This window comes from Arcobacter denitrificans (SeqCode) (assembly GCF_048571185.1).
GTDB classification, from domain to species: domain Bacteria; phylum Campylobacterota; class Campylobacteria; order Campylobacterales; family Arcobacteraceae; genus Arcobacter; species Arcobacter denitrificans.
In genome coordinates this window covers 555,640-576,327 of record NZ_CP182350.1, presented here as the reverse complement: position 1 = coordinate 576,327, position 20,688 = coordinate 555,640, and the positions used below count along the sequence as shown (strand labels likewise).

The window sequence follows — 20,688 nt, the reverse complement described above, 5'->3', positions numbered from 1 at the left end:
ATGTTAAAAAATACACTTTTTTTAGATTCTATGTTCACAAAGCTTTTTAAAGTATCTGAAGAGATTTTAGATAAGAATATAGATGAATTTATCCTACACAAACTAAAAGAAGATAATAACTTCAAAAAAAATCATCATATCTTTTATAGCTATATAGACCTGACAAAAGAGTATTTTATCTGTCATTATGAAAATAAATATAATGCTATTACCGTAATTGATATTATAATAGAGTTTCTAAAAAACAAAAAACTTGATAATAAAAGAGTAGCAGTATATTTTAAAGACTATTTTTTATTGTTTGAACACTGCAAATTTTACTACTTCCAAAAAATTGAAAAAGAACTTCTTCGTGAAGATATTGATGAGTATATAAAAAAAAGATTTAATTTTTATGTTGATGAAAGTTACCATATAGATAGTTCTGATTTAAATAATCTAATCAATGCTAAGAGTTATAAAAGCTCTTTAAATTATATAGGAAATAGAAGTGCAGCAAAAATATATTATTTATATTTGATAGCTCTATTATTAATTGGACTTTTTATTTATGTTTATGAGTACAATAATAAAAGAATAATTGAAAAGCAAAAAATACTAAGCCTAGAAAAGCAAAAAAAACAAAATAGCATAAAAAGAAAAGATACGCTTTACTATAAAACTGCTTTATTACTTAATGAAATAAAAGAAAATAACTTAAAGATAAAAAAATATGTTTTTTCAAAAAAAAGTTTAAATGTAACAATTGTCTCAAGTAAAAGTGATGATGCTTATGCTTTTTTACAAAAATACAAAAATATAAAAGTTAACTCATTTATTAAAAGTAAGGATGGCTATGAAATTAGTTCAAAAATTACTTTTTAATAAATATTATTTCCTCCTACTTTATAGTTTACCTTTTTTTCTTATGAGCTATTTTTTGTATAGTAGTTTTTACCAAAATAGCATAAATAAAAATAGTGAGAAACAAACAGTTATTTTTATAAAAAAAGAGAAAAGCATAAAGCTGTTCGATTTAGTAAAAGAGTTAGAAGAATATATAAATATAAATAATCTTGAAGTAAAAAACTTAAAAATAGCCTCTAAGAGTATTATTATGAATATAGAGGGTGATTTTATTAATAGTGTTAAAATCATTGATTATGTTCAAAAGTATAGTTCATACTTAGATATAAAAAGAGTAAGTTTTGAGGCTTTGCCTGATAATAAGATTGATTTAAATGTAGAAGTAAAATTAACTAAAAGAGTAAATTATTATAAAAAACAAGTTCCAAAAGAGATTTCAAGTGATACTTTATATCAAAAATATAAGCAGACAATTGAAAAAGAGAGTAATAATAAGCAGGTACAAATCTCTGCAATCATAGGCAAAAGTGTATTAGTGGGAGATACTTGGTATAAAGTTGGAAATATTATAAACAATAAAAAAATAGTTTTAATAAAAAGTGACCATATTGCTTTGGAGCAAGAGGGAAATATCAAAAAAATCTGGATGTATAATAATGACTTTACTAGATAACTTTATATGTGATTATTCACTAATCAATAGTTTTGATTTAGCACAGCTAAAAGATAATCTAATCTTACCAATAAAAAAAGATCAATACTTTATGAGTGTTGCTGTATGTGACAAGAGTAAAAACTTAGACAGTTTTGCTGAAAATATAGTAGTAAAAGAGGTGCAATCTTTTAAAAATGAGATACTATTTTGTTTAGATGATTTTGAGAAAAAACATGAGATTTATAAAATCTATCAAGATGCACTTACTTTAAATCAAGAAAAAGCAGTGCAAAACTTTCTTGAAAAACTATTAACATACTCACTAGATAAAAAATGTAGTGATATTCATATAGAGACTTTGGTTGATTGTTTAATAATAAGGTTAAGAATTGATGGTCTTTTAAAGACCTATTTTAGTTTTGAAAAAGAGTTTTATTTGTTACTTAGTTCATATATTAAACTGATATCAAATATGGATATTACTCAAAAAAGAGAGCCACAAAATGGCAGGTTTGCAAGAGAAATAAAAAAGAAAAGAATAGACTTTAGAGTCTCTACTATGCCTATAATTACAGGAGAGTCTATAGTTTTAAGGATATTAGATAATGGTGTTAATAAAAAGGATTTAAATAATATAGGCTTTGATAGTATAGTGTTAGAAAAAGTCAAAAATTCAATCATAAAATCAAATGGACTTATTCTTGTAACCGGACCTACAGGAAGTGGTAAAACCACAACTTTATACTCTATTTTAAATGAGTTAAATGATAGTTCTAAAAAAATCATAACAATAGAAGACCCCGTTGAGTATCAAATAAAAGGAATACAACAAGTATCTATCAATAATGAGATTGGATTGAAATTCAATGATGTATTAAAAAATATTTTACGTCAAGACCCTGATATTATAATGATTGGGGAGATTAGAGATGAAGAGTCTTTAAATATAGCAATTCAAGCCTCTTTGACAGGACATTTAGTTTTTAGTACTTTGCATACTAATGACTCTATATCAACTCTTTCAAGGCTCATTGACTTAAATGCAAAGCCATATCTAATAGCCTCAACTTTAAAAGCAGTGATTGCCCAAAGATTAGTTTTAAAACTCTGTTCTTATTGTAGCGATGGCTGTAGCAGATGCAACTATACAGGGTTTGATGGCAGGTTATCTATATTTGAGTTTTTGGAATTTGATGAAACTATTTCTTCTATGATTTCAAAAGCTTGTTCTAAGAGTGAGATTTTAGAGTTTGTTTTGAAAAATGGTTTTAAATCTTTACATGATGATGCAAAGGAAAAAATAGAGCAAAAACTGACAACTATTGAAGAAGTAAATAAAGTGCTGTTTTGAACAAATACAAAATAAAGTATCAAGAAAACCAAAAAATAAAATCAAAGACTATTCGTACAAGTAGTTTAGAAAACGAAGACTTACCTAACAATATTATAAAAATAGAAGAGTTAAAACAGCCCAATTATAAAAACCTACAGCATCTTTCAAAGGCAAATGAAGAGCAGATTATTGAACTTTTTATTCAGCTTAGTATTATGCTAGAGTCAAATATACTACTTCCAGATGCCATAAAAATCCTATTAAAAAGTATCAAAAATAGGTTTTTACAAAATATTTTAAAAGATATGAATAGTGCACTTGAAAATGGAAGAGCAGTTTATAAAGCCCTAGAAAAATATGAAAAAGATTTGGATTTGATTATTATTCCTTTTTTCAAAATATTTGAACAAAATGGAAATATAAAATCTGTCATAACAGCTCTATCCACACTTCTTAAAATAAAAATGAAAAACAAACGTGATTTAAAAACATCTTTGAGATATCCTATTCTTGTAGTTGTGACATTTATTTTTGCCATGGGCTTAATTTTTAGTTTTGTAATACCAAAGTTTGAGAATATATTTTTACAGTACCAAATGCAATTGCCAATGGCAACTATTATGCTCTTGAAGCTAAAAAACTTTTTTATAAACTACTCTTTACATACATTTGTATTACTTGTGTTATTCTATTTTTTTGTTAAGTATCTTATACACAAATATGAGAGGCTTATGTTTTTAAAAGATGAATTTTTAATAAAATATTTACCTATATTTGGGAAGCTTTCAAAAAACTATGAGTTGTACAATTTTTTTGTTGCTTTAGATATTTTATTAAAGTCAAAATATGAGTTTCACCTATGTATGGAAAATGCATCGCTTTTAATAAAAAATAAATACCTTTTGGCTAGAATGTCATCTATTAACAAATATCTAAAAAATGGCAAATCAATTGCATATGCATTTGAATCAACAGATTTATTTGATGAATTAGTTATTAGTTTAATAAGAAGTGGTGAGGTTGGAAACTCAATAGATATATCTATTCAAAGATTGCAAGTTATGTATGAAAAAGAGTTTGATAAAAGAGTTAAAAATCTAACTTCAGTAATTGAACCACTTTTTTTTATACTTATTTCATCATTGATATTATGGATTATGCTTGCTATTTTTACTCCAATATGGAATATGAGTGAGATGTTAAATATTTAAAGGTTTTAATATATGAAAGATGAACAAAAATTTGAAGAAGCAATAAGAAGTATGCTTGAACATGTTGGTGAAGATATAAGTAGAGAAGGGCTAGAAAAAACTCCAAGTAGAGTGAGAAAAGCTTTTGAGTTCATGTGTAGTGGATATGAACAAAATCCAGAAGAGATAATTAATTCTGCACTTTTTACAAGTTCAAATGATGAAATGGTTGTTATAAAAGATATAGAGTTTTATTCTATGTGCGAACACCATATGTTGCCAATTATAGGAAAAGCACACGTGGCTTATATCCCAAATGGAAAAGTTGTAGGTCTTAGTAAAATCCCAAGAGTTGTAGATGTATTTGCTAGAAGATTACAAATCCAAGAACAGATGACAGAACAAATCTGTGATGCTTTACATAAGGCTTTAAACCCAAAAGGTGTTGCTGTTATGATAGATGCAAGACACATGTGTATGGAGATGAGAGGAGTAGAAAAAATCTGTTCTACAACAGTTACTTCTGCACTTAGAGGATTATTTAAAAAAGAGAAAAAAACTAAAGATGAGTTTTTATCTATAGTAGCTCAATCTTTACACAAATAATATAATGCTTGATTTAGAAAAAATCAAAAAAATAGACTTCTCATATTTTGACTCAAATGGATATGTTTATCCCTTTGAGATGATTGAAGATAGCTTAGAGTTTAAAAACAATGAAGTTGCATGTTTTATGTATTGTAAGGCTACAAACTTAAGTGCAAATGGAGAAGTCTTTTTATACTTAAAAAAACACAATGGTGAACTTTACTTTAGAACGAATTATTTTGCAAATAGCATTGAATACACAAAGTTGATTAAAAATAGTGAAGATAATATGAGCTATAAAGTTGATTTTGCCAAAGACTACTTAAAGCTTAGTTTAGAACTTCTTTAATTAATATTTAACCGGATTTTGTTTTAATATAGTATATCCCATAAAGAGAGTCAATTATATTTTTTATAACACGACAAGCAGTTTATAACAAAATTAATTTTGCAAGCATTAAAAAACTAAAAAAACCAACAATATCAGTTACTGTGGTGAGTAAAACTGTACTTCCAACAGCTGGATCTATGTTATATTTTTTAAGAAGTAGTGGAATAGAAGCTCCAAAAAAACCTGCACTAAATAGATTTATTATCATCGAAAGCCCAATTACTGCTCCTAAAAGTGGAATATTAAACCAAAAATAAGCAATTATTCCTATTAAAAAAGCAAATAAAACGCCATTGAATAAAGAGATAAAAACCTCTTTTTTAATAGCATCTTTGGAGTTCTCAATATCAATTTCACCTAAAGCCATTTGCCTTACCATTACAGCAAGTGTTTGTGTTCCTGCGTTTCCTCCCATAGAGGCAACTATTGGCATAAGAATAGCTAGTGCAACATAGGCTTGAATAGTTTGGTCAAAAAAGCCAATAACAATAGAAGCTAAAATAGCAGTTCCTAGATTTAAAAATAGCCACATTGCTCTTTTTTTAGCAGTTGTTACTAGGCTATCATGCTCAAAATCATCATCAACACCTGCTAATTGATACATCTGTTCAGTAGCGCTATCTTCAATCACATCTAAAACATCATCTGATGTTATTCTTCCCATAAGAACATTTCTATAGTCAACAACTGCTACTACACTTAAATCATACTTTTCAAACTGTTTTGTTACGTCCTTAATATATTCATCATCATTTACTTTATATGGTCTAAATCTATTTGGCTCATATTCATCAATTAGTTGTTTGTATGTTTTTTTATAGTCAAAGATTATTAAATCTTCAAGTAAAATTGAGGCTATTAATTTTTTATCATCATCTACGATATAAACTTGATGTATATTTTCAAGTTCTTTTTCTTCTTTTGCAATTCTAAGTTCTTCTATTGAATGACTAATTGTTTCATTTACATTTGCACTGAAAAGCTCTGTTTGCATATAAGCACCAGCTTCACGCTCTTCATATCTTTTTAACCAGTTGATTTCTTCTTGGTCATTCTCTTCTAGACCATCAAAAATCTCTTTTGCTTTATCTTCATTTACCTCTTCAATTTCTTGTAAGATATCGGTTTGGTCATCTGATTCTAGTTCATCAACAGCATCTGTTAGTTTTTCAATTGAGAGTTCATTATAAGCAAACTCTCTAAGTTTTTCAGGGAGCTCTAAAATCACATCCCCAAGGATATCTTCTGGTAAATTCTTTAATACAAAAATAAAATCATCCGGTTTTTTGCTTATCTTTTTTAAAGAGTGCGCAAGGTCACTTGGATGTAGTTTTTCTATCTCTTTTAATAGCTCAGCAGGATTTTTTTCTATATTATTTCCACTCACCTTAATCCTTAAGCTTTAGATTTTAATATACTCTTTGATTCTATCTTTTTTAAATTTAATACTTTTTGTGTTGGCTCATCTTTTTTTTCCATAAGCTCTTGTGCTAAACTCTTTGTATATTTAAGAAACTTTTTCTTTGCAGTTCCCTTTAGTTTTGTTTTTGTAACTCGAATTATCCTACTAGGGTCTATTGCTCTTCCATTTTTATATAAGCCAAAATGTAGATGAGGTCCAGTACTTACGCCCGTTGTTCCTACATATCCTATTAATTGACCTTTTCTTACTCTGCTTCCTCTTTTTAAACCACTTTTAAATCTACTTTGATGAGCATAAAGTGTCACATAGCCATTTTTATGGGCTATTTTTATAACATTTCCATAGCCGCCTTTTCTACCTCTAAATATGATTCTACCATTTGCTGCTGAGTATATTGCTCTTCCTCTGGGTGCAGCATAATCAATTCCAAGGTGAGCTCTATATCTTTTTAAAACAGGATGCCATCTTTTTTTAGTAAATCTACTTGAAATTCTAGAATAAGTTAGTGGAACTTTAAAGAAATAGCTTGTTAAGCTTTTCCCTTTGTCGTTGTAGTATCTTCCATCATCTTCATTTTTAAATATAAAATATTTCTTTTTTCTTATTTGGACAACTGATGATATTATTTCGGGAGTTCCATGGTATTGCCCCATTCTTACTTTTTGTCTGTATTTAATTATTATTTTGTCATTTTTTCTCATATATTTAAAGTTTACACTTCCACTATATGCTCTAATAAATTCATTTGCAAGTTCACTATTTGATGTCTGATTCAAAATATCTTGATATGGTGATAAGGTAATAGGTATAGTTACAGTTTCAACAACTTCATCAAAAACAATTGGAACGGTAGTAAATTTATAGCCATCATCATCTTTATATATTTGAAGTTGCATCTCTTCTGATACTTCTATCAAAACTTGAACAAGTTCATTATTCTCATTTTTAGTTAAATAGTATCTTGCTCCTGCCCTTATTTCGGAGCATAACTCTTTATCTTCTTTTTCCAAATCAAAATAAAGTTTATTATTTATATTGTAATGTTGTAAAAATGTTAAGAAGGTATCACCCTTCGGCCAAGATAATTTTTCTACTTCTAAACTGTACAGTGACGTAACCATAAGGAATATGCTAATTAAATATTTCAATTATTCTCTCTTTTTATTATAAAATCAAGACTATTATTATACAATTGAAACCTTAAATATAATTATGGAGAGAATTTTTGAAAAAAACTGTACTTTTACTTTTGGTCTTATTTAATACATATCTTTTGGCAGATTTCGTTTCGATTTACAGAACGATGGGTATAGAGGAAGTACAAAAAGAGTTAGAAAAACAATTACAAACTGAAAAATACTGGAATGAATATTTAAAGAATACTGATGTTAGTTACGGATATTACGAATCAAACAAATATGTAATAGTTGCTGATAAACTATCAAAAAAAATAGAGCTTTTTAAAAAACAAGATAAAAAGTTTTTAAAACTTTTAACACAAAGTATGATTAGTGGAGAAAAAGAGGGTGATAAGTATATCGAAGGTGATTTGAAAACACCAGTTGGTGCTTATAGATTAACTAGAAAACTAACAAAACTAGACCAGTTTTATGGTCCTTTTGCTTTAGTGACAAACTATCCAAATACTTTTGATAAATCATTAAATAAAGAGGGACATGGTATTTGGATACATGGTATGCCTTTAGAAGAGACTCGAGAAGATTTTACAAAGGGTTGTATAGCCTTAGATAATGAGAACTTAGTATCTTTAGAAAAAAATATGAATTTTGATGAATCTGTTTTATTAATTTCTGAAAAAAATGTTGAACCAACTACTAAAGAAGAGATGAGCAAAGTTTTATCTTTTATTTATTCTTGGACAGATGCTTGGAGAATTTCAGATATAAATAAATATTTAGAATATTATTCAAATGACTTTAAAAGAGCAAATGGTCAAGACTTTGAAGCTTTTAAAAATCATAAAAAATATATATTTTCTAGAAATGAAGATAAAACTATTAGATTTACAAATATAAATATAATCCCTTATCCTAACTCTTTAAACAAAAAGATGTTTAAAATAGTTATGGATCAACACTATCAAACAAAATCTTATCTTTTTGATGGGGTAAAAGAGCTATATATTCAGCTTGATGGAGATAAAATTTCAATCCTTTCTGAGGGTTAAAACTTTTATTAAATCTTCTTTAGTTATAATCACGCATTAATAAAACAACTTAAGGTTAATAATGCAAAAAGAGATGACAACTGAAGAGATGGCTCTTGCCCACTCTTTAACACTTGAAGAGTTAGAAAATATAAGAACTATCCTAAAAAGAGAACCAAACTATGTTGAAATTGGTGTTTTTTCTGCAATGTGGAGTGAACACTGTTCATACAAATCTAGTAAAAAATACTTAAATGGTTTCCCAACTAAAGCTCCATGGGTTATTCAAGGTCCAGGAGAAAATGCCGGTGTTATAGATATTGGTGATGGATATGCTGCTGTATTTAAAATGGAATCACACAATCATCCAAGCTTTATAGAGCCTTACCAAGGTGCTGCTACTGGTGTTGGTGGTATTTTAAGAGATGTATTTACAATGGGTGCAAGACCAATTGCAAATATGAATTCTATTAGATTTGCTTCTATTGAAGGAAACTCTGAAACAGCTCAAAAACACAGATTTTTACTTAGAGGTGTAGTTGCTGGTATTGGTGGCTATGGTAACTGTATGGGAGTTCCAACTATTGGTGGAGAGACTACTTTTGAAGAGTGTTATGCTGGAAACAACCTTGTAAATGCCTTTACTTTAGGTTTAGCAAAAGCTGATGAGATTTTCTATGGTAAAGCTGAAGGTTTAGGTAATCCTGTTATGTATGTGGGTTCTAAAACTGGTCGAGATGGTCTTGGTGGAGCAGTTATGTCATCAGCTTCATTTACAGAAGATTCAGAGTCAAAAAGACCAACAGTACAAGTTGGAGATCCATTTACTGAAAAACTACTTTTAGAGGCTTGTTTAGAGCTTTTTAAAGAGGATTTAATTATTGGTATTCAAGATATGGGTGCTGCAGGACTTACTTCATCATCATTTGAGATGGCGGGAAGATCTGGTTCAGGTATGATTATGCACTTAGATAAAGTTCCAGCTAGAGAAGAGGGTATGACTCCTTATGATTTCATGTTAAGTGAATCACAAGAGAGAATGCTAATTTGTGCAAAAAAAGGTTGTGAGCAAGCTATTATTGACATCTTTGAAAAATGGGAATTAGATGTTGCAGTTATAGGTGAAGTAACAGCAACTGGAAACATGGAATTATTCTGGCATGGAGAAAAGTGTGCAGAAGTTCCTGTTCAACCAGTATCAGAAGAAGCACCTATTTTAGATAGACCAGTTAGTGAACCTGCTTATTTAAAAGATATTGCTAATATCACTTTAGATAAAAATATTGCAAACCAAGATGCTTTTGATACTATGTTTAGTGATATGGAAGTTGTGGATAAATCATGGGTTTATTCTCAATATGACTCTATGGTACAAACAAATACAATTAAAGGTCCTGGAAGCTTAGATGGCTCTTCAATTAGAATTAAAGAGACAGGAAAAGCTTTAGCTATGAGTGCTGATTGTAATACAAGATTGTGTTTCATCAACCCAGAACTAGGAGCAGCAGCAGCGGTTATGGAATCTGGAAGAAATGTAGCTATGAGTGGAGCAAGACCAAAAGCAATCACAGATTGTCTTAACTTTGGAAACCCACAAAACCCAGAAGTTATGTGGCAGTTTAAAATGGCTTGTGAAGGTATTAAATCAGCTTGTAAAGAGCTAGTAACTCCTGTAATTGGTGGAAATGTATCTTTATACAATGAGACAAATGGAGTTGGAGTTTTCCCAACACCTTCTATTGCAATGGTTGGAGTTAATGAAGATGCAAACAGAGTTTTATCTTCAAGCTTACAAGAAGATGGAAACACACTTTTCCTTTTGGGTGATACTAAAGGTGAGTTTGGGGCTTCTTTATATATGAAAAAAATGTATGACAAAGTAGCTGGCGTTCATCCAGAAGTTGACTTTAAAAAAGAGTTAGCACTATGGGATACAGTTATTGATGCAAATACATCATCTCTTTTAGCTTCATCAAAAGATGTAAACGTTGGTGGATTAGCAGTTGCAATTGCTAAAATGGCAGTTGTTGGTAACAGAGGTGTTAAAGTATCTGTTGAATTAAATGACTCAAAAGATATCTTCTGTGAATCTTTAAGTAGAGCAGTTGTAGAAGTAAAAGAAGAAAATATAGAAGCTTTCACAAAACTAGCTACTTCTAAAGGTATTTCGTGTACTAAAATTGGAACAGTTGGTGGAGATACAATCTCTATCAATGATGTTACAATCTCTTTAGATAGTGCAAAAGATATCTACTTTAATAAATTTAAAAAAGTAATCGAACAAGACTTATAATAAAAAAGGTGTATTGCCTTTTTTATTAAACCTCTAATCCCATATACTTAGGAAACCAATGGAAAATATAAGTATTATAACCATAATCACCATAGCATTTTTAGGTTCCTTTGGGCACTGTATTGGTATGTGTGGAGGGATAGTTGTCGCATATTCAAGTACAAAAATAGACAACTCATGGTCTAAAGCAAAACAATCCTTATCTCATATATTATATGCCTTGGGAAGAGTCTCAACCTATGTTATCTTAGGTGCTATTTTTGGTTATGCTGGAAGTGTTGTAACCTTTGATAATACTACAAGTGGAATTTTACTTTTATTTACTGGTTTTTTGATGATATTAGTTGGTTTGTCTTTAAGTGGTAAGTTAAAATTTTTAGTCAACATAGAACACTCTGTTTCTAAATCAAAAATCTATCAACAAACTTTTCGTAAACTCTTAGGTTCAAATAGTTTTATCAGTTTTTATTTATTAGGTATGTTAAATGGACTACTTCCTTGTGGATTTGTTTATGTATTTGCAATAACAGCTGCAAGTTCTGGAAGTATTTTATGGGGTGCTTTTGTTATGTTGATTTTTGGATTAAGTACAATTCCTGCTATGTTTTCTTTAGGTTTTTTTGTGGGAATTTTTAAGCAAATAGCACTAAGAAATCTTTTTATTACTATTGCTGCAATATTAGTAATTATATTTGGCATCTATATTATGCACAGTGGATATGAATATTTAAGTAATCCTAGTAAAGCAATTCTAGGTTCTCATATTTAGAAGTTAATTAACTTCTAAATACTCTTTTACTATAAAATTATTTCTACCAGAATCTTTAGCTTGATAAAGTAAATCATCAGTAAACTTAAATATTTTTTCTTGAGTTATATTTTCTTTAGATTCAAATAAACATGCTCCAAAAGAGGCTGTGATATGCTCTGAGATAGAACTTTTACTATGTGCTATATTTAACTCTTCTATGGCATCTTTTATTTTTTTAACCAAAAGTGTAAGACCCTCTAAGTTTATATCTGTAATTAAAACTCCAAACTCTTCTCCTCCAAGTCTAAAAGCATAGTCACTTGCTCTATTTAATTGATTGTTTAGTGTTTGTGACAATGAAGAAAGTACAGTATCTCCCTTTTGATGACCATAGTAATCATTATATTGCTTAAAATAATCCACATCAAAGATAATAAAGCCAAGGTTTTTATTATACCTTTTGGCTCTTTGTATCTCTTTTTCAAAAGTTTCATTGAAAAATCTTCTATTATAAAGTTCTGTTAGGTGATCAGTAACAGAGAGAACTTCCACAGCTTTTTTATCTGTAATATCTACACGAATTGATGCATAACCTATAATATTTCCATCTTTATCATAATTTGCAGATACCCTTGCTTTTACCCAATAAAAGTCACCATCTTTTTTAAGATTTTTTATTTCCCCTTCCCAAGCTTGACCTTTTTTTATTGTTTTCCATAAATTTTTGTAAGTTTCACTTTTCATATCTGGATGTCTTACAATATTGTGGTTTTTTCCAATAAGCTCTTCTTTTGTATATCCTGAAATTTCACAAAATGCTTTTGATACTTCTGTTATATTACCCTTCAAGTCTGTCTTTGAAGCAATAAGGTATTTATCAACAATTTCAAGGTAACTTTTATTTTCCAAAGTTTTTATTTCCACTAGCTCTTCTAGATTTTTCATATAAAACTCTAAATCTTTTTCTGTAGTATAGCTTTTAAGAGCCTCTTTTATTGTCATTACTAAGTCAGTTTGTTCCCATGGCTTTGATATATATCTATATAAGGCACCATTATTTACAATATTGGCAACTCCATCAAGATTGGCTTGACCAGTTAGCAGTAGTTTTTTTGTTTTTGGAAGTAGAGTCTGGGCTTTTATTAAAAACTCATCACCTTTCATTCCTGGCATTAAAAAGTCACTTACGATTAGTTCTAACTCTATGCCATCATTTTTTAACTCATCTATTATTTCTAAAGCATCTTCTGCACTTTGTGCAACTTCAATATCATAATCAGTACCAAAAAAAGTACCAAGTTGTGTTTTTAGTGAACTTAAAACTATCTGCTCATCATCTACACATAATATGGCTTTACTCATTTAGCTTTCCTATCTCTTCTTCTATTGCAGAAATTAATTTTTTTGATTCCCACGGTTTTGAAAATGTATATTTTAGATTTGCATGAAGTTCTGCATTTTTTATGGCCTCTGGGTCAGCTTGTCCTGTAAGAAGCATTTTAATTACTTTTGGAAATTTTTTATGTGCTTTGATTAGAAACTCATCACCTTTCATGCCTGGCATTTGCCAATCAGATATGATAACTAATACCTCTATATCTTCATTATTTAAGTCATCTAATACTTCTAAGGCATCTTCAGCACTTTGTGCAAGTTCGATTAAGTATTGATTTTTAAAGTGTATATTTAATTCTTGTGATAAAGATTTTAATATTAGTTCTTCATCATCTACACATAGTATTGCAGTACTCATTGATTTTTTCCTTTTATATTTTTAGATATGTAAATAGTAAATGTTGTACCATTTTCATCACTTTGCACTTCTATTTTACCCTCATGTGCCTCAATTATTTTTTTTACAATATCAAGACCTAATCCACTTCCTTCACCTGCTTTTTTTGTAGTAAAAAAAGGTTTGAAAATTTTTTCTTTTATTTCATCTTTGATTCCAGAACCATTATCTTTTATACTTACTATTTGGAAATCTTTATTTTCAAAAGTAGATATTTCAAGTTTTCCAGAAGTTTTCATAGCATGAATTGCATTTGATATAAGATTCATCCATACCTGAGAAAGTTCATCTGGATAGCAATATATTGGATTGAGTTGAGCATAATCTTTTACAACTTCTATACCTTGTTTGATGTTGTGATTAAATAAAATTAAAATATCATTAATAGAGCCTTCTATAGTCTCTTTTATTGCATCTCTTTCATGATCAAAATGAGCAAACTTTTTAAGTGCATAAATAGTTTTTGAAGCACGATTTACAGCATGTTTTATATTATAAATATTAGATATAGATAAATATTCATCAAAGACTGCATCAATTATATATTGGGCATCTTTATGTTTTATAAGAGATATATAAGGTGTAATATCATTAACATTAAATTGAGAGAATTTATCAGCAAAATATCTACTATCTTCTATTTCCATCTCTTTTAATTGTTCAGTAAGTTTTTTCTTTAATACACGCTGTTCTTTAATACTTAAAGTACTTATTTCATGGGGTAAAATAGCTTTTAATTCTTTTACTAATGTTTTTTCATCTTCATTTAATAAAGAGTCTAATTTAGGAACTTTGACAATAACATTACTTAGTGAATGTAATATATTATCAGATGATGATTTTATTGCTCCAAGTGGAGAGTTTATCTCATGTGATACTCCAGCTATAAGTTGCCCAAGGGCAGTAAGTTTTTCTGATTCTATTAATCTATTTTGGGTACTTTTTAACTCATTTAAACTATTCTCTAAAGCAAGGGCACTATTTTTTAGTTTTTCACTGTTTTCTTTTTGTTCTGTTATATCTGAAAATACCCCTATATAATAAAGTATTTTTTCATCGCGTTTAACAACACCAATGGATAGTTTAGAAATATATTTTTGACCATCTTTTTTTTGATTTGTTATTTCACCACTCCAAAAGCCTTTTTGAATAGCTGATTTCCATAAATCTTTACAAAACTCTTGGGACTCTCCATATATACCATGTAGTAGTCTTGGGTTTTTACCTAATATCTCTTCTTCACTATATCCACTAATTGTAGTAAATGCTTTATTTACCTGTATAATATTAGCTTCACTATCTAAGACAAGTATTCCTTCAATAGTGTTTTTAAATACTTCATTTGCAATTTCTATTCTAATATTTCCTTCATTTATTTTTCTAATATATAAAGATAGTAAAAATGCAAAAAGCAGTATGATAACTCCAAAGCTTATTACAAGTACTTTAATAGAGTCTATAAAAGTATAAAATTTATATAAAATTTTTTCTTGTTTTACATAAGAGATAATTGTCCAATGCCTTCTTGATTTGGTTTGTCTATTTGGACTTACTATTTCTACTGGATTTATTGAATGAAAAGAGAAATGAATACCCTCATGCTTTAAAGTAGAAGCATATTCTATATTTGAAGTTTGAAATTGATTCCACAAATCTGGATAGCTATTTTTAAAGTTTATGTTTTTATTAAACATAAATGCCCACTCATCAGAGGACTTAAATCCTATCATATAATAACTATTTGTATTTAAAAAAAGTATATTCATATTTTTTGAAGCTAATTTTAACTCATTGAGTATTTCATTACCTAAATAATTTATAAGTATGTATCCAACAATTTCACCATTTTCATTTGTAACAGGGGTTGATAATCTAAGAGTTGGATTATAAGGTTCCTCAATTTTTCCATTTTCAACATTTAAATCAAACTTTGAAAGGTATATCTCCCCTGACTTTAGTGAAAGTGACTCTTTAAAATAGTATCTAGATGATTTATCTTGTAAGTTGCTTTTGGGGGTAATAATTGCATCTGAATCTTTATAATCAATTCTTACTACCTCCTGTCCTTGTTTGTTTAGAAGCCTAACTTGAGAGTATGAAGCTCTTGATTTTATCAATCTAAGTAAATCTTGAGTAAAGAGTTCTACTTTTAGTTCATCTTCATAGGCATTATTAAAAAAGTATTCATACATATTGGCTATATAAAGAAGGTCTTTTTTAGTGTTTAGAAGGTTTCTTTTTATTATACTATACTGTAGTTCATTGTGTTTTTGGGATTCAGTTTTAAAATTTTCTTGTATATTTTCATAAGTACCATAAAGGTAAGTACTTAAAATAATTGAAGAAAAAAGCGTTATCAAAAGAGTAATTTTTATAAATGCATAGTTTTTAAAAAAAATCAAAATAATATTCTACTTAGTGTTGAGATATAATAGGATAGCATAAAAAATATTTAAGTTTATTAATTTTACTTAAGAATAATATGGAATTAATAAAAGAGTTCTGATAGTTATTTTATGCTTGTATGTTAGTTGTACATAACATATAAAATTATTTTCATAAAGTGTCTATTATATAAGAAATACTTATATTGAAATAATATTTAATAAGTAAAGACTCTATTTCTACCACTTTTTTTTGCTTGGTATAAAGCATTGTCTGCATTTTTAAATACTTCATCAAAAGTTTGTTTAGACGTTTTAAAATTACTTATTCCAAAAGATACTGTAATATGTTTTACTACTGAAAAATCTGCTTTTTCTATATCGAGTCGAAGTTTATCTGTGATTTTTTCTGCAATTGCTAAATCATCTGTTTGAAGTAATAAAACAAACTCTTCTCCTCCCCATCTTGCAAAGATATCATTCTGTCTTATTTTCTTAGAAATAAGACTAGACAACTCTTTTAATATAGTATCACCAACATCATGTCCATACGTGTCATTGACAAGTTTAAACTTGTCAATATCAAGTATAGCAAGGGTATAATTAAAGCTAAGATTTTTATTTTTGATACTCTCTTCTAATCCTCTTCTATTATAAATGCCAGTTAAAGAGTCATAATAGGCTTTGATTCGTAAGTTTTTATTTGTATTTGTGAGTACACTATGTTTTTCCCTTAATATACTTAGCAAAAGATTGAAAAACTTAGCAACAATTCCAATTTCTGTATCTCTTTCTTCATAAACTTTCTTTTGTATATTCCCTGTTTTCATGATATTAACAATACTATCAATTGTATCCACCCATGGCAGTTTTGCATTATGCTCACTGGTATTTAGTCCTAAAACTTCATGTTTTTTTCTAACTCTCAAAAGATTTATTTTAAATAAAATATAAAATAAAATAAGTCCAAAAGTAAAAGCAAAAGCAAAAGCAGCTAAAACACCAACTATTTGCACCCAAATAAGCTCAAACCTTGAAAATCCTTCAGGAAGTTTTGCAAATATTCCAACAGCAATAGTTCCCCATGCCCCAGCAAAGCCATGAATACTTACAGCACTTAATGGGTCATCTATTTTAAATACTTTTACTAAAAGTTGGTCACCATAAAACATAACAAAAGCAGATATAAAACCAACAAAAGCAGATTGAACTAAGCTTAAATCATAACAACCTGCTGTAATACCAACAAGCCCAGATACTATACCAAAACTAAAGATTTCCACTTCAAGTTTTTCTTTACTATATAGGGTGATTACCCATGCTCCAAAGCCACCAAAAACAGCAGATAAAAGAGTATTTAATAAGATTAAAGTAACAGAAGTGTCAAAGGCAAGTAGGCTTCCAGCATTGAATCCAAACCAAGCAAAAAAGAGTATAAAAACACCAAAAACTATAAAGTTGTGATTACTTGGTGCAAAATATTTTATCTTACCATTTTTCCATTTTCCAAGTCTTGGTCCTAAAACAATTGTTCCAGCTAGTCCAATCCAAGCCCCAAGTGAATGCACAACAGTAGAACCTGCAAAATCTATAAACCCAAGCTCTTTTAGCCAACCATTCTCATTCCATGCCCAGTGTCCAAAAATAGGATAAATTAGTGCAGAAACAATAATAGCTACAATTATATAACCATTGAATTTTATTCTCTCAGCTACTGCACCTGAAATAATAGTAATAGCAGTTGCTGCAAACATTGCTTGGAAAAAGAAGATTGCATTCTCTTCTAAGTTTAAACCATTTATTAAAAATCTATCAGTACCAAATAGTCCAAAACTATCTGTTCCAAACATCAATCCAAAACCAATAAGCCAAAAGAAGATGATACCAAAGACAGTATCAATGAGGTTTTTCATTGCTACATTAATAGTGTTTTTTGTTCTAACTGTTCCTGTTTCTATTAGTGCAAAACCAAGTTGCATCATAAAAACTAAAAAGGCACAAAGTAAAATCCATAACAGGTCAATATTACTCATAAGAACTTCCTAACGTAACATATATAAGGATAAATAATATCCAAAAACAAATCTCTAAAAAAGTATATGCTGTATATAAAATATACAGATTTTTAAAAGCGACTACTAATTACTTTTTTTGTATAATCTGCGAAAAATTATAAACGACAGAGGAATTAATTTGAGAGCATTAATCAGTGTTAGTGACAAAAGCGGTGTTGAGAATTTTGCGAAAGAGTTAGTAAAATTAGGTTACGAGATAATTAGTACAGGTGGTACTTATAAAGCTTTACAAAATGCAGGAATAGCAGTAATAGAAGCAAATGAGGTTACAAAGTTTCCAGAGTGTTTTGAAGGAAGAGTTAAAACTTTAAACCCATTTATTCATGGGGGTATCTTGCATAGAAGAGATAAACAATCTCACCTTGATCAGGCACGTGAGTTAGGTGTAGAAGGTATTGATTTAGTATGTGTAAACTTATATCCATTTAAAGCAACTATTGAAAAAACTGATGACTTTGAAGAGATTATTGAAAACATAGATATCGGTGGTCCAGCGATGGTGAGAAGTGCTGCTAAAAACCATGATAGTGTTATTATTGTAACTGATGTTGTTGATTATGATTTAGTACTTAACAATCTTAAAAATGACACAAACACACAAGAGTTTAGAAGAGATATGATGATAAAAGCATATGAGCACACAGCTGCTTATGATGCAATGATTGCAAACTATATGAACAAAAGATTCAACAATGGAATGGGTGCAAAACAGTTCATCGTAGGTGAGAAAGTATTTGATACAAGATATGGAGAAAACCCACACCAAAAAGGTGCCTTATATGAGTTTGATAAACACCTATCAAATAAATTTATCACTCTAAAAGGTGAAGCTAGTTTTAATAACATGGGAGATATAAGTGGAGCTGCTAAAATTGCATCAGCATTTGGTGATGACAATGCAGTTTGTATCGTAAAACATGGAAATCCATGTGGATTTGCTATCAAAGATACACTTTTAGAATCTTACGAAGAAGCACTAAGATGTGATCCAATCTCAGCATTTGGTGGAGTTGTAGCAGTAAATGGTGTAGTTGATTTAGACCTAGCAGTTAAAATGAACGAAATCTTCCTAGAAGTAGTTTTCTCAGCAGACTTCACAGCAGAAGCTGAGCAAGAATTAAACAAGAAAAAAAGAATCAAACTATTCAAACAAGGAACATCTAAACTTGAAATGGCAAACGACGCTTTCAACTTCAAAATAGTTGATGGTGGATTTGTTTATCAAGATGCTGATAAAGTAGAAGATGATGAGGTTAAAAATTCAGAGCTTAAATCAAAAAGAGAAGCAAGTGCACAAGAAGTAAAAGATATGGAGATAGCGTATAAAGTAGCTAGCCTAACAAAATCAAACTGTGTAGTATACGTGAAAAACTCTGCAATGGTAGCTGTTGGTATGGGTATGACTAGTAGAGTAGATGCAGCTAAAGCAGCACTAAGAAAAGCAGAAGATTTAGGTATAGATGTAAGTGGTTCAGTACTAGCTAGTGAAGCATTCTTCCCATTTAGAGATTCAATAGATGCAGCACAAGAAGCTGGTGTTAAGTGTGTTATTGAGCCGGGTGGTTCTATTAGAGATGATGAGATTATTGCGGCGGCTGATGAGTTTGGGATGGCGTTGTATTTCTCAGGGAAGAGACATTTCTTACACTAAAAAGATTGAAAGAGTGATTTTATAAGCACTCTTTCTTCATAACTCTGCGTTAGAAAACAAAGTATTCTACTCACTTACTTCAGTAAGCTCCTACGAATACTTTGTTTCCTGTCTTGATTTATTTTGAAATATTACTTCTAAAATCACTCTTTAGTATAAATTTTAAAAATCTAAAGGCGATTTTATATCGACTTTGTTGAGTTCTTTTACTACATGTGTATATATCATTGTTGTTTCAATAGATTTATGTCCTAATAGCTCTTGAATACTTCGTATATCTGTACCATTTTGAAGTAAATGAGTTGCATATGAGTGTCTAAAAATATGAGACGTAACTCTCTTGTCTATATTACACTTTTGAACTGCATTTTTTATATTTCTACTTAAAGTTACATCTAAAATATGATGTCGTCTTTGTTCGCCACTCCTTGGGTCAATTGAGATTTTATCCATAGGAAAAACATATTGCCACTTTGGTTCATATTTAGCCTTTGGAAATTTTCGCTCTAGTGCATAAGGGATATATACACTTCCAAAACCATCTTGCAAATCTTTTTGGTGTAGTTCTTTTACTTTTTGTACTTGTATTTTAAGCTCCTCTTTTATTTTCAAAGGAAGTGGTAAGGTTCTATCTTTGAGAGACTTGCTGTCCCAAATATAGATTTTGTCATATCCGAAATCTATATCTTTTATTCTTATATTTTGGACTTCTTTCATTCTTAAGCCACAACCGTACATAAGTTTGACTATAAGTTGATAGATACCTTTCATATTGAGAATAATACTTTTTACTTCATCTATTGTAAGCACTACAGGGATATGCTTTCTCTCTTGAGCTCTTAAAGCTTTTATATTCTCATCTTTTAATGATATATTTAAAACTTGTTCATAAAGAAAAACAATAGCGTAAAAAGCCTGATTCTGTGTGGTAGGTGATACATTTTGATTCTTGGCTAGATAGGTTAAATATTCTTCAATCTCTTTTTTACCCATACTATTAGGATGTCGTTTATTATGAAATAAAATATATTTTTTTGCCCAATAAATATATACATTTTCTGTTTTTATACTATAATGCTTTACTCTTATTTTATCCCTCATTATATCAAGCAGTTTTTTAGCCATAGTAACTCCTCTATTATAGAAAAT

17 protein-coding genes are annotated in these 20,688 nt (G+C 29.2%); 10 read left to right on the top strand and 7 right to left on the bottom strand.

Features of this window, described 5'->3' with window-relative positions; genetic code table 11:
• Genes ACNI28_RS02980 through ACNI28_RS02955 form a run of 6 tightly spaced genes read left to right on the top strand, consistent with a single transcriptional unit; the run spans position 1 to position 4,961 of the window.
• Complete coding sequence (locus ACNI28_RS02980; RefSeq protein WP_419765425.1) at positions 1-864, top strand: hypothetical protein; 864 nt, start codon at positions 1-3, stop codon at positions 862-864.
• A gap of 43 nt (positions 865-907) precedes the next feature.
• On the top strand, positions 908-1,519 hold the full coding sequence (locus ACNI28_RS02975) for a hypothetical protein (protein ID WP_419765423.1): 612 nt from the start codon (positions 908-910) through the stop codon (positions 1,517-1,519).
• Positions 1,503-2,852 (top strand): GspE/PulE family protein, encoded by a 1,350-nt coding sequence (locus tag ACNI28_RS02970; RefSeq protein WP_419765422.1) that lies wholly within the window; start codon positions 1,503-1,505, stop codon positions 2,850-2,852. Before ACNI28_RS02975 ends, ACNI28_RS02970 begins: the two co-directional genes overlap by 17 nt.
• Positions 2,849-4,045, top strand: coding sequence for a type II secretion system F family protein (locus tag ACNI28_RS02965; RefSeq protein ID WP_419765421.1), 1,197 nt, complete (start codon positions 2,849-2,851; stop codon positions 4,043-4,045). Before ACNI28_RS02970 ends, ACNI28_RS02965 begins: the two co-directional genes overlap by 4 nt.
• Positions 4,046-4,057: 12 nt before the next feature.
• The gene (gene folE / locus ACNI28_RS02960; RefSeq protein WP_419765420.1) at positions 4,058-4,630 is read left to right on the top strand and encodes a GTP cyclohydrolase I FolE; all 573 of its coding nucleotides are present in this window, start codon (positions 4,058-4,060) and stop codon (positions 4,628-4,630) included.
• 4 nt (positions 4,631-4,634) lie between these two features.
• Positions 4,635-4,961, top strand: coding sequence for a hypothetical protein (locus tag ACNI28_RS02955; RefSeq protein WP_419765419.1), 327 nt, complete (start codon positions 4,635-4,637; stop codon positions 4,959-4,961).
• An 82-nt stretch (positions 4,962-5,043) separates the two neighbouring features.
• Here ACNI28_RS02955 and mgtE read toward each other — a convergent pair whose 3' ends face one another.
• Together mgtE and ACNI28_RS02945 are read right to left on the bottom strand one after the other, a co-directional pair.
• Entirely contained in the window at positions 5,044-6,390 is a 1,347-nt protein-coding gene (mgtE, locus tag ACNI28_RS02950; protein ID WP_419765417.1) for a magnesium transporter, read from the bottom strand.
• Positions 6,391-6,398: 8 nt separating this feature from the next.
• Complete coding sequence (locus ACNI28_RS02945) at positions 6,399-7,547, bottom strand: peptidoglycan DD-metalloendopeptidase family protein (RefSeq protein ID WP_419765416.1); 1,149 nt, start codon at positions 7,545-7,547, stop codon at positions 6,399-6,401.
• Positions 7,548-7,651: 104 nt separating this feature from the next.
• Between ACNI28_RS02945 and ACNI28_RS02940 the strand changes: the two genes are divergently transcribed.
• The 3 genes from ACNI28_RS02940 to ACNI28_RS02930 are packed head-to-tail and all read left to right on the top strand — an operon-like array spanning position 7,652 to position 11,655.
• Complete coding sequence (locus ACNI28_RS02940; RefSeq protein ID WP_419765414.1) at positions 7,652-8,614, top strand: L,D-transpeptidase family protein; 963 nt, start codon at positions 7,652-7,654, stop codon at positions 8,612-8,614.
• A gap of 58 nt (positions 8,615-8,672) precedes the next feature.
• On the top strand, positions 8,673-10,886 hold the full coding sequence (gene purL, locus ACNI28_RS02935) for a phosphoribosylformylglycinamidine synthase subunit PurL (RefSeq protein WP_419766443.1): 2,214 nt from the start codon (positions 8,673-8,675) through the stop codon (positions 10,884-10,886).
• Between the two features lie 58 nt (positions 10,887-10,944).
• A complete protein-coding gene (locus ACNI28_RS02930; protein ID WP_419765412.1) occupies positions 10,945-11,655 on the top strand; it encodes a sulfite exporter TauE/SafE family protein in 711 nt (236 codons plus the stop codon).
• 3 nt (positions 11,656-11,658) lie between these two features.
• On the opposite strand, the gene ACNI28_RS02925 is transcribed toward ACNI28_RS02930, so the two are convergent.
• The 4 genes from ACNI28_RS02925 to ACNI28_RS02910 all read right to left on the bottom strand — a co-directional run bounded on the left by ACNI28_RS02925 (position 11,659) and on the right by ACNI28_RS02910 (position 17,846).
• A complete protein-coding gene (locus tag ACNI28_RS02925; RefSeq protein WP_419765410.1) occupies positions 11,659-12,999 on the bottom strand; it encodes a GGDEF domain-containing response regulator in 1,341 nt (446 codons plus the stop codon).
• Positions 12,992-13,390: a response regulator gene (locus ACNI28_RS02920; protein WP_419765409.1), complete on the bottom strand. Its 399-nt coding sequence runs from the start codon at positions 13,388-13,390 to the stop codon at positions 12,992-12,994. Before ACNI28_RS02920 ends, ACNI28_RS02925 begins: the two co-directional genes overlap by 8 nt.
• Positions 13,387-15,789, bottom strand: coding sequence for an ATP-binding protein (locus ACNI28_RS02915; protein ID WP_419765407.1), 2,403 nt, complete (start codon positions 15,787-15,789; stop codon positions 13,387-13,389). Before ACNI28_RS02915 ends, ACNI28_RS02920 begins: the two co-directional genes overlap by 4 nt.
• A 242-nt stretch (positions 15,790-16,031) precedes the next feature.
• Positions 16,032-17,846, bottom strand: coding sequence for an ammonium transporter (locus tag ACNI28_RS02910; RefSeq protein WP_419765406.1), 1,815 nt, complete (start codon positions 17,844-17,846; stop codon positions 16,032-16,034).
• A 160-nt stretch (positions 17,847-18,006) separates the two neighbouring features.
• Here ACNI28_RS02910 and purH point away from each other — a divergent pair, with 160 nt between their 5' ends.
• Positions 18,007-19,539, top strand: coding sequence for a bifunctional phosphoribosylaminoimidazolecarboxamide formyltransferase/IMP cyclohydrolase (gene purH, locus ACNI28_RS02905; RefSeq protein ID WP_419765405.1), 1,533 nt, complete (start codon positions 18,007-18,009; stop codon positions 19,537-19,539).
• Positions 19,540-19,701: 162 nt separating this feature from the next.
• On the opposite strand, the gene ACNI28_RS02900 is transcribed toward purH, so the two are convergent.
• The gene (locus ACNI28_RS02900) at positions 19,702-20,664 is read right to left on the bottom strand and encodes an integron integrase (RefSeq protein ID WP_419765403.1); all 963 of its coding nucleotides are present in this window, start codon (positions 20,662-20,664) and stop codon (positions 19,702-19,704) included.
• Positions 20,665-20,688: the final 24 nt, after the last annotated feature.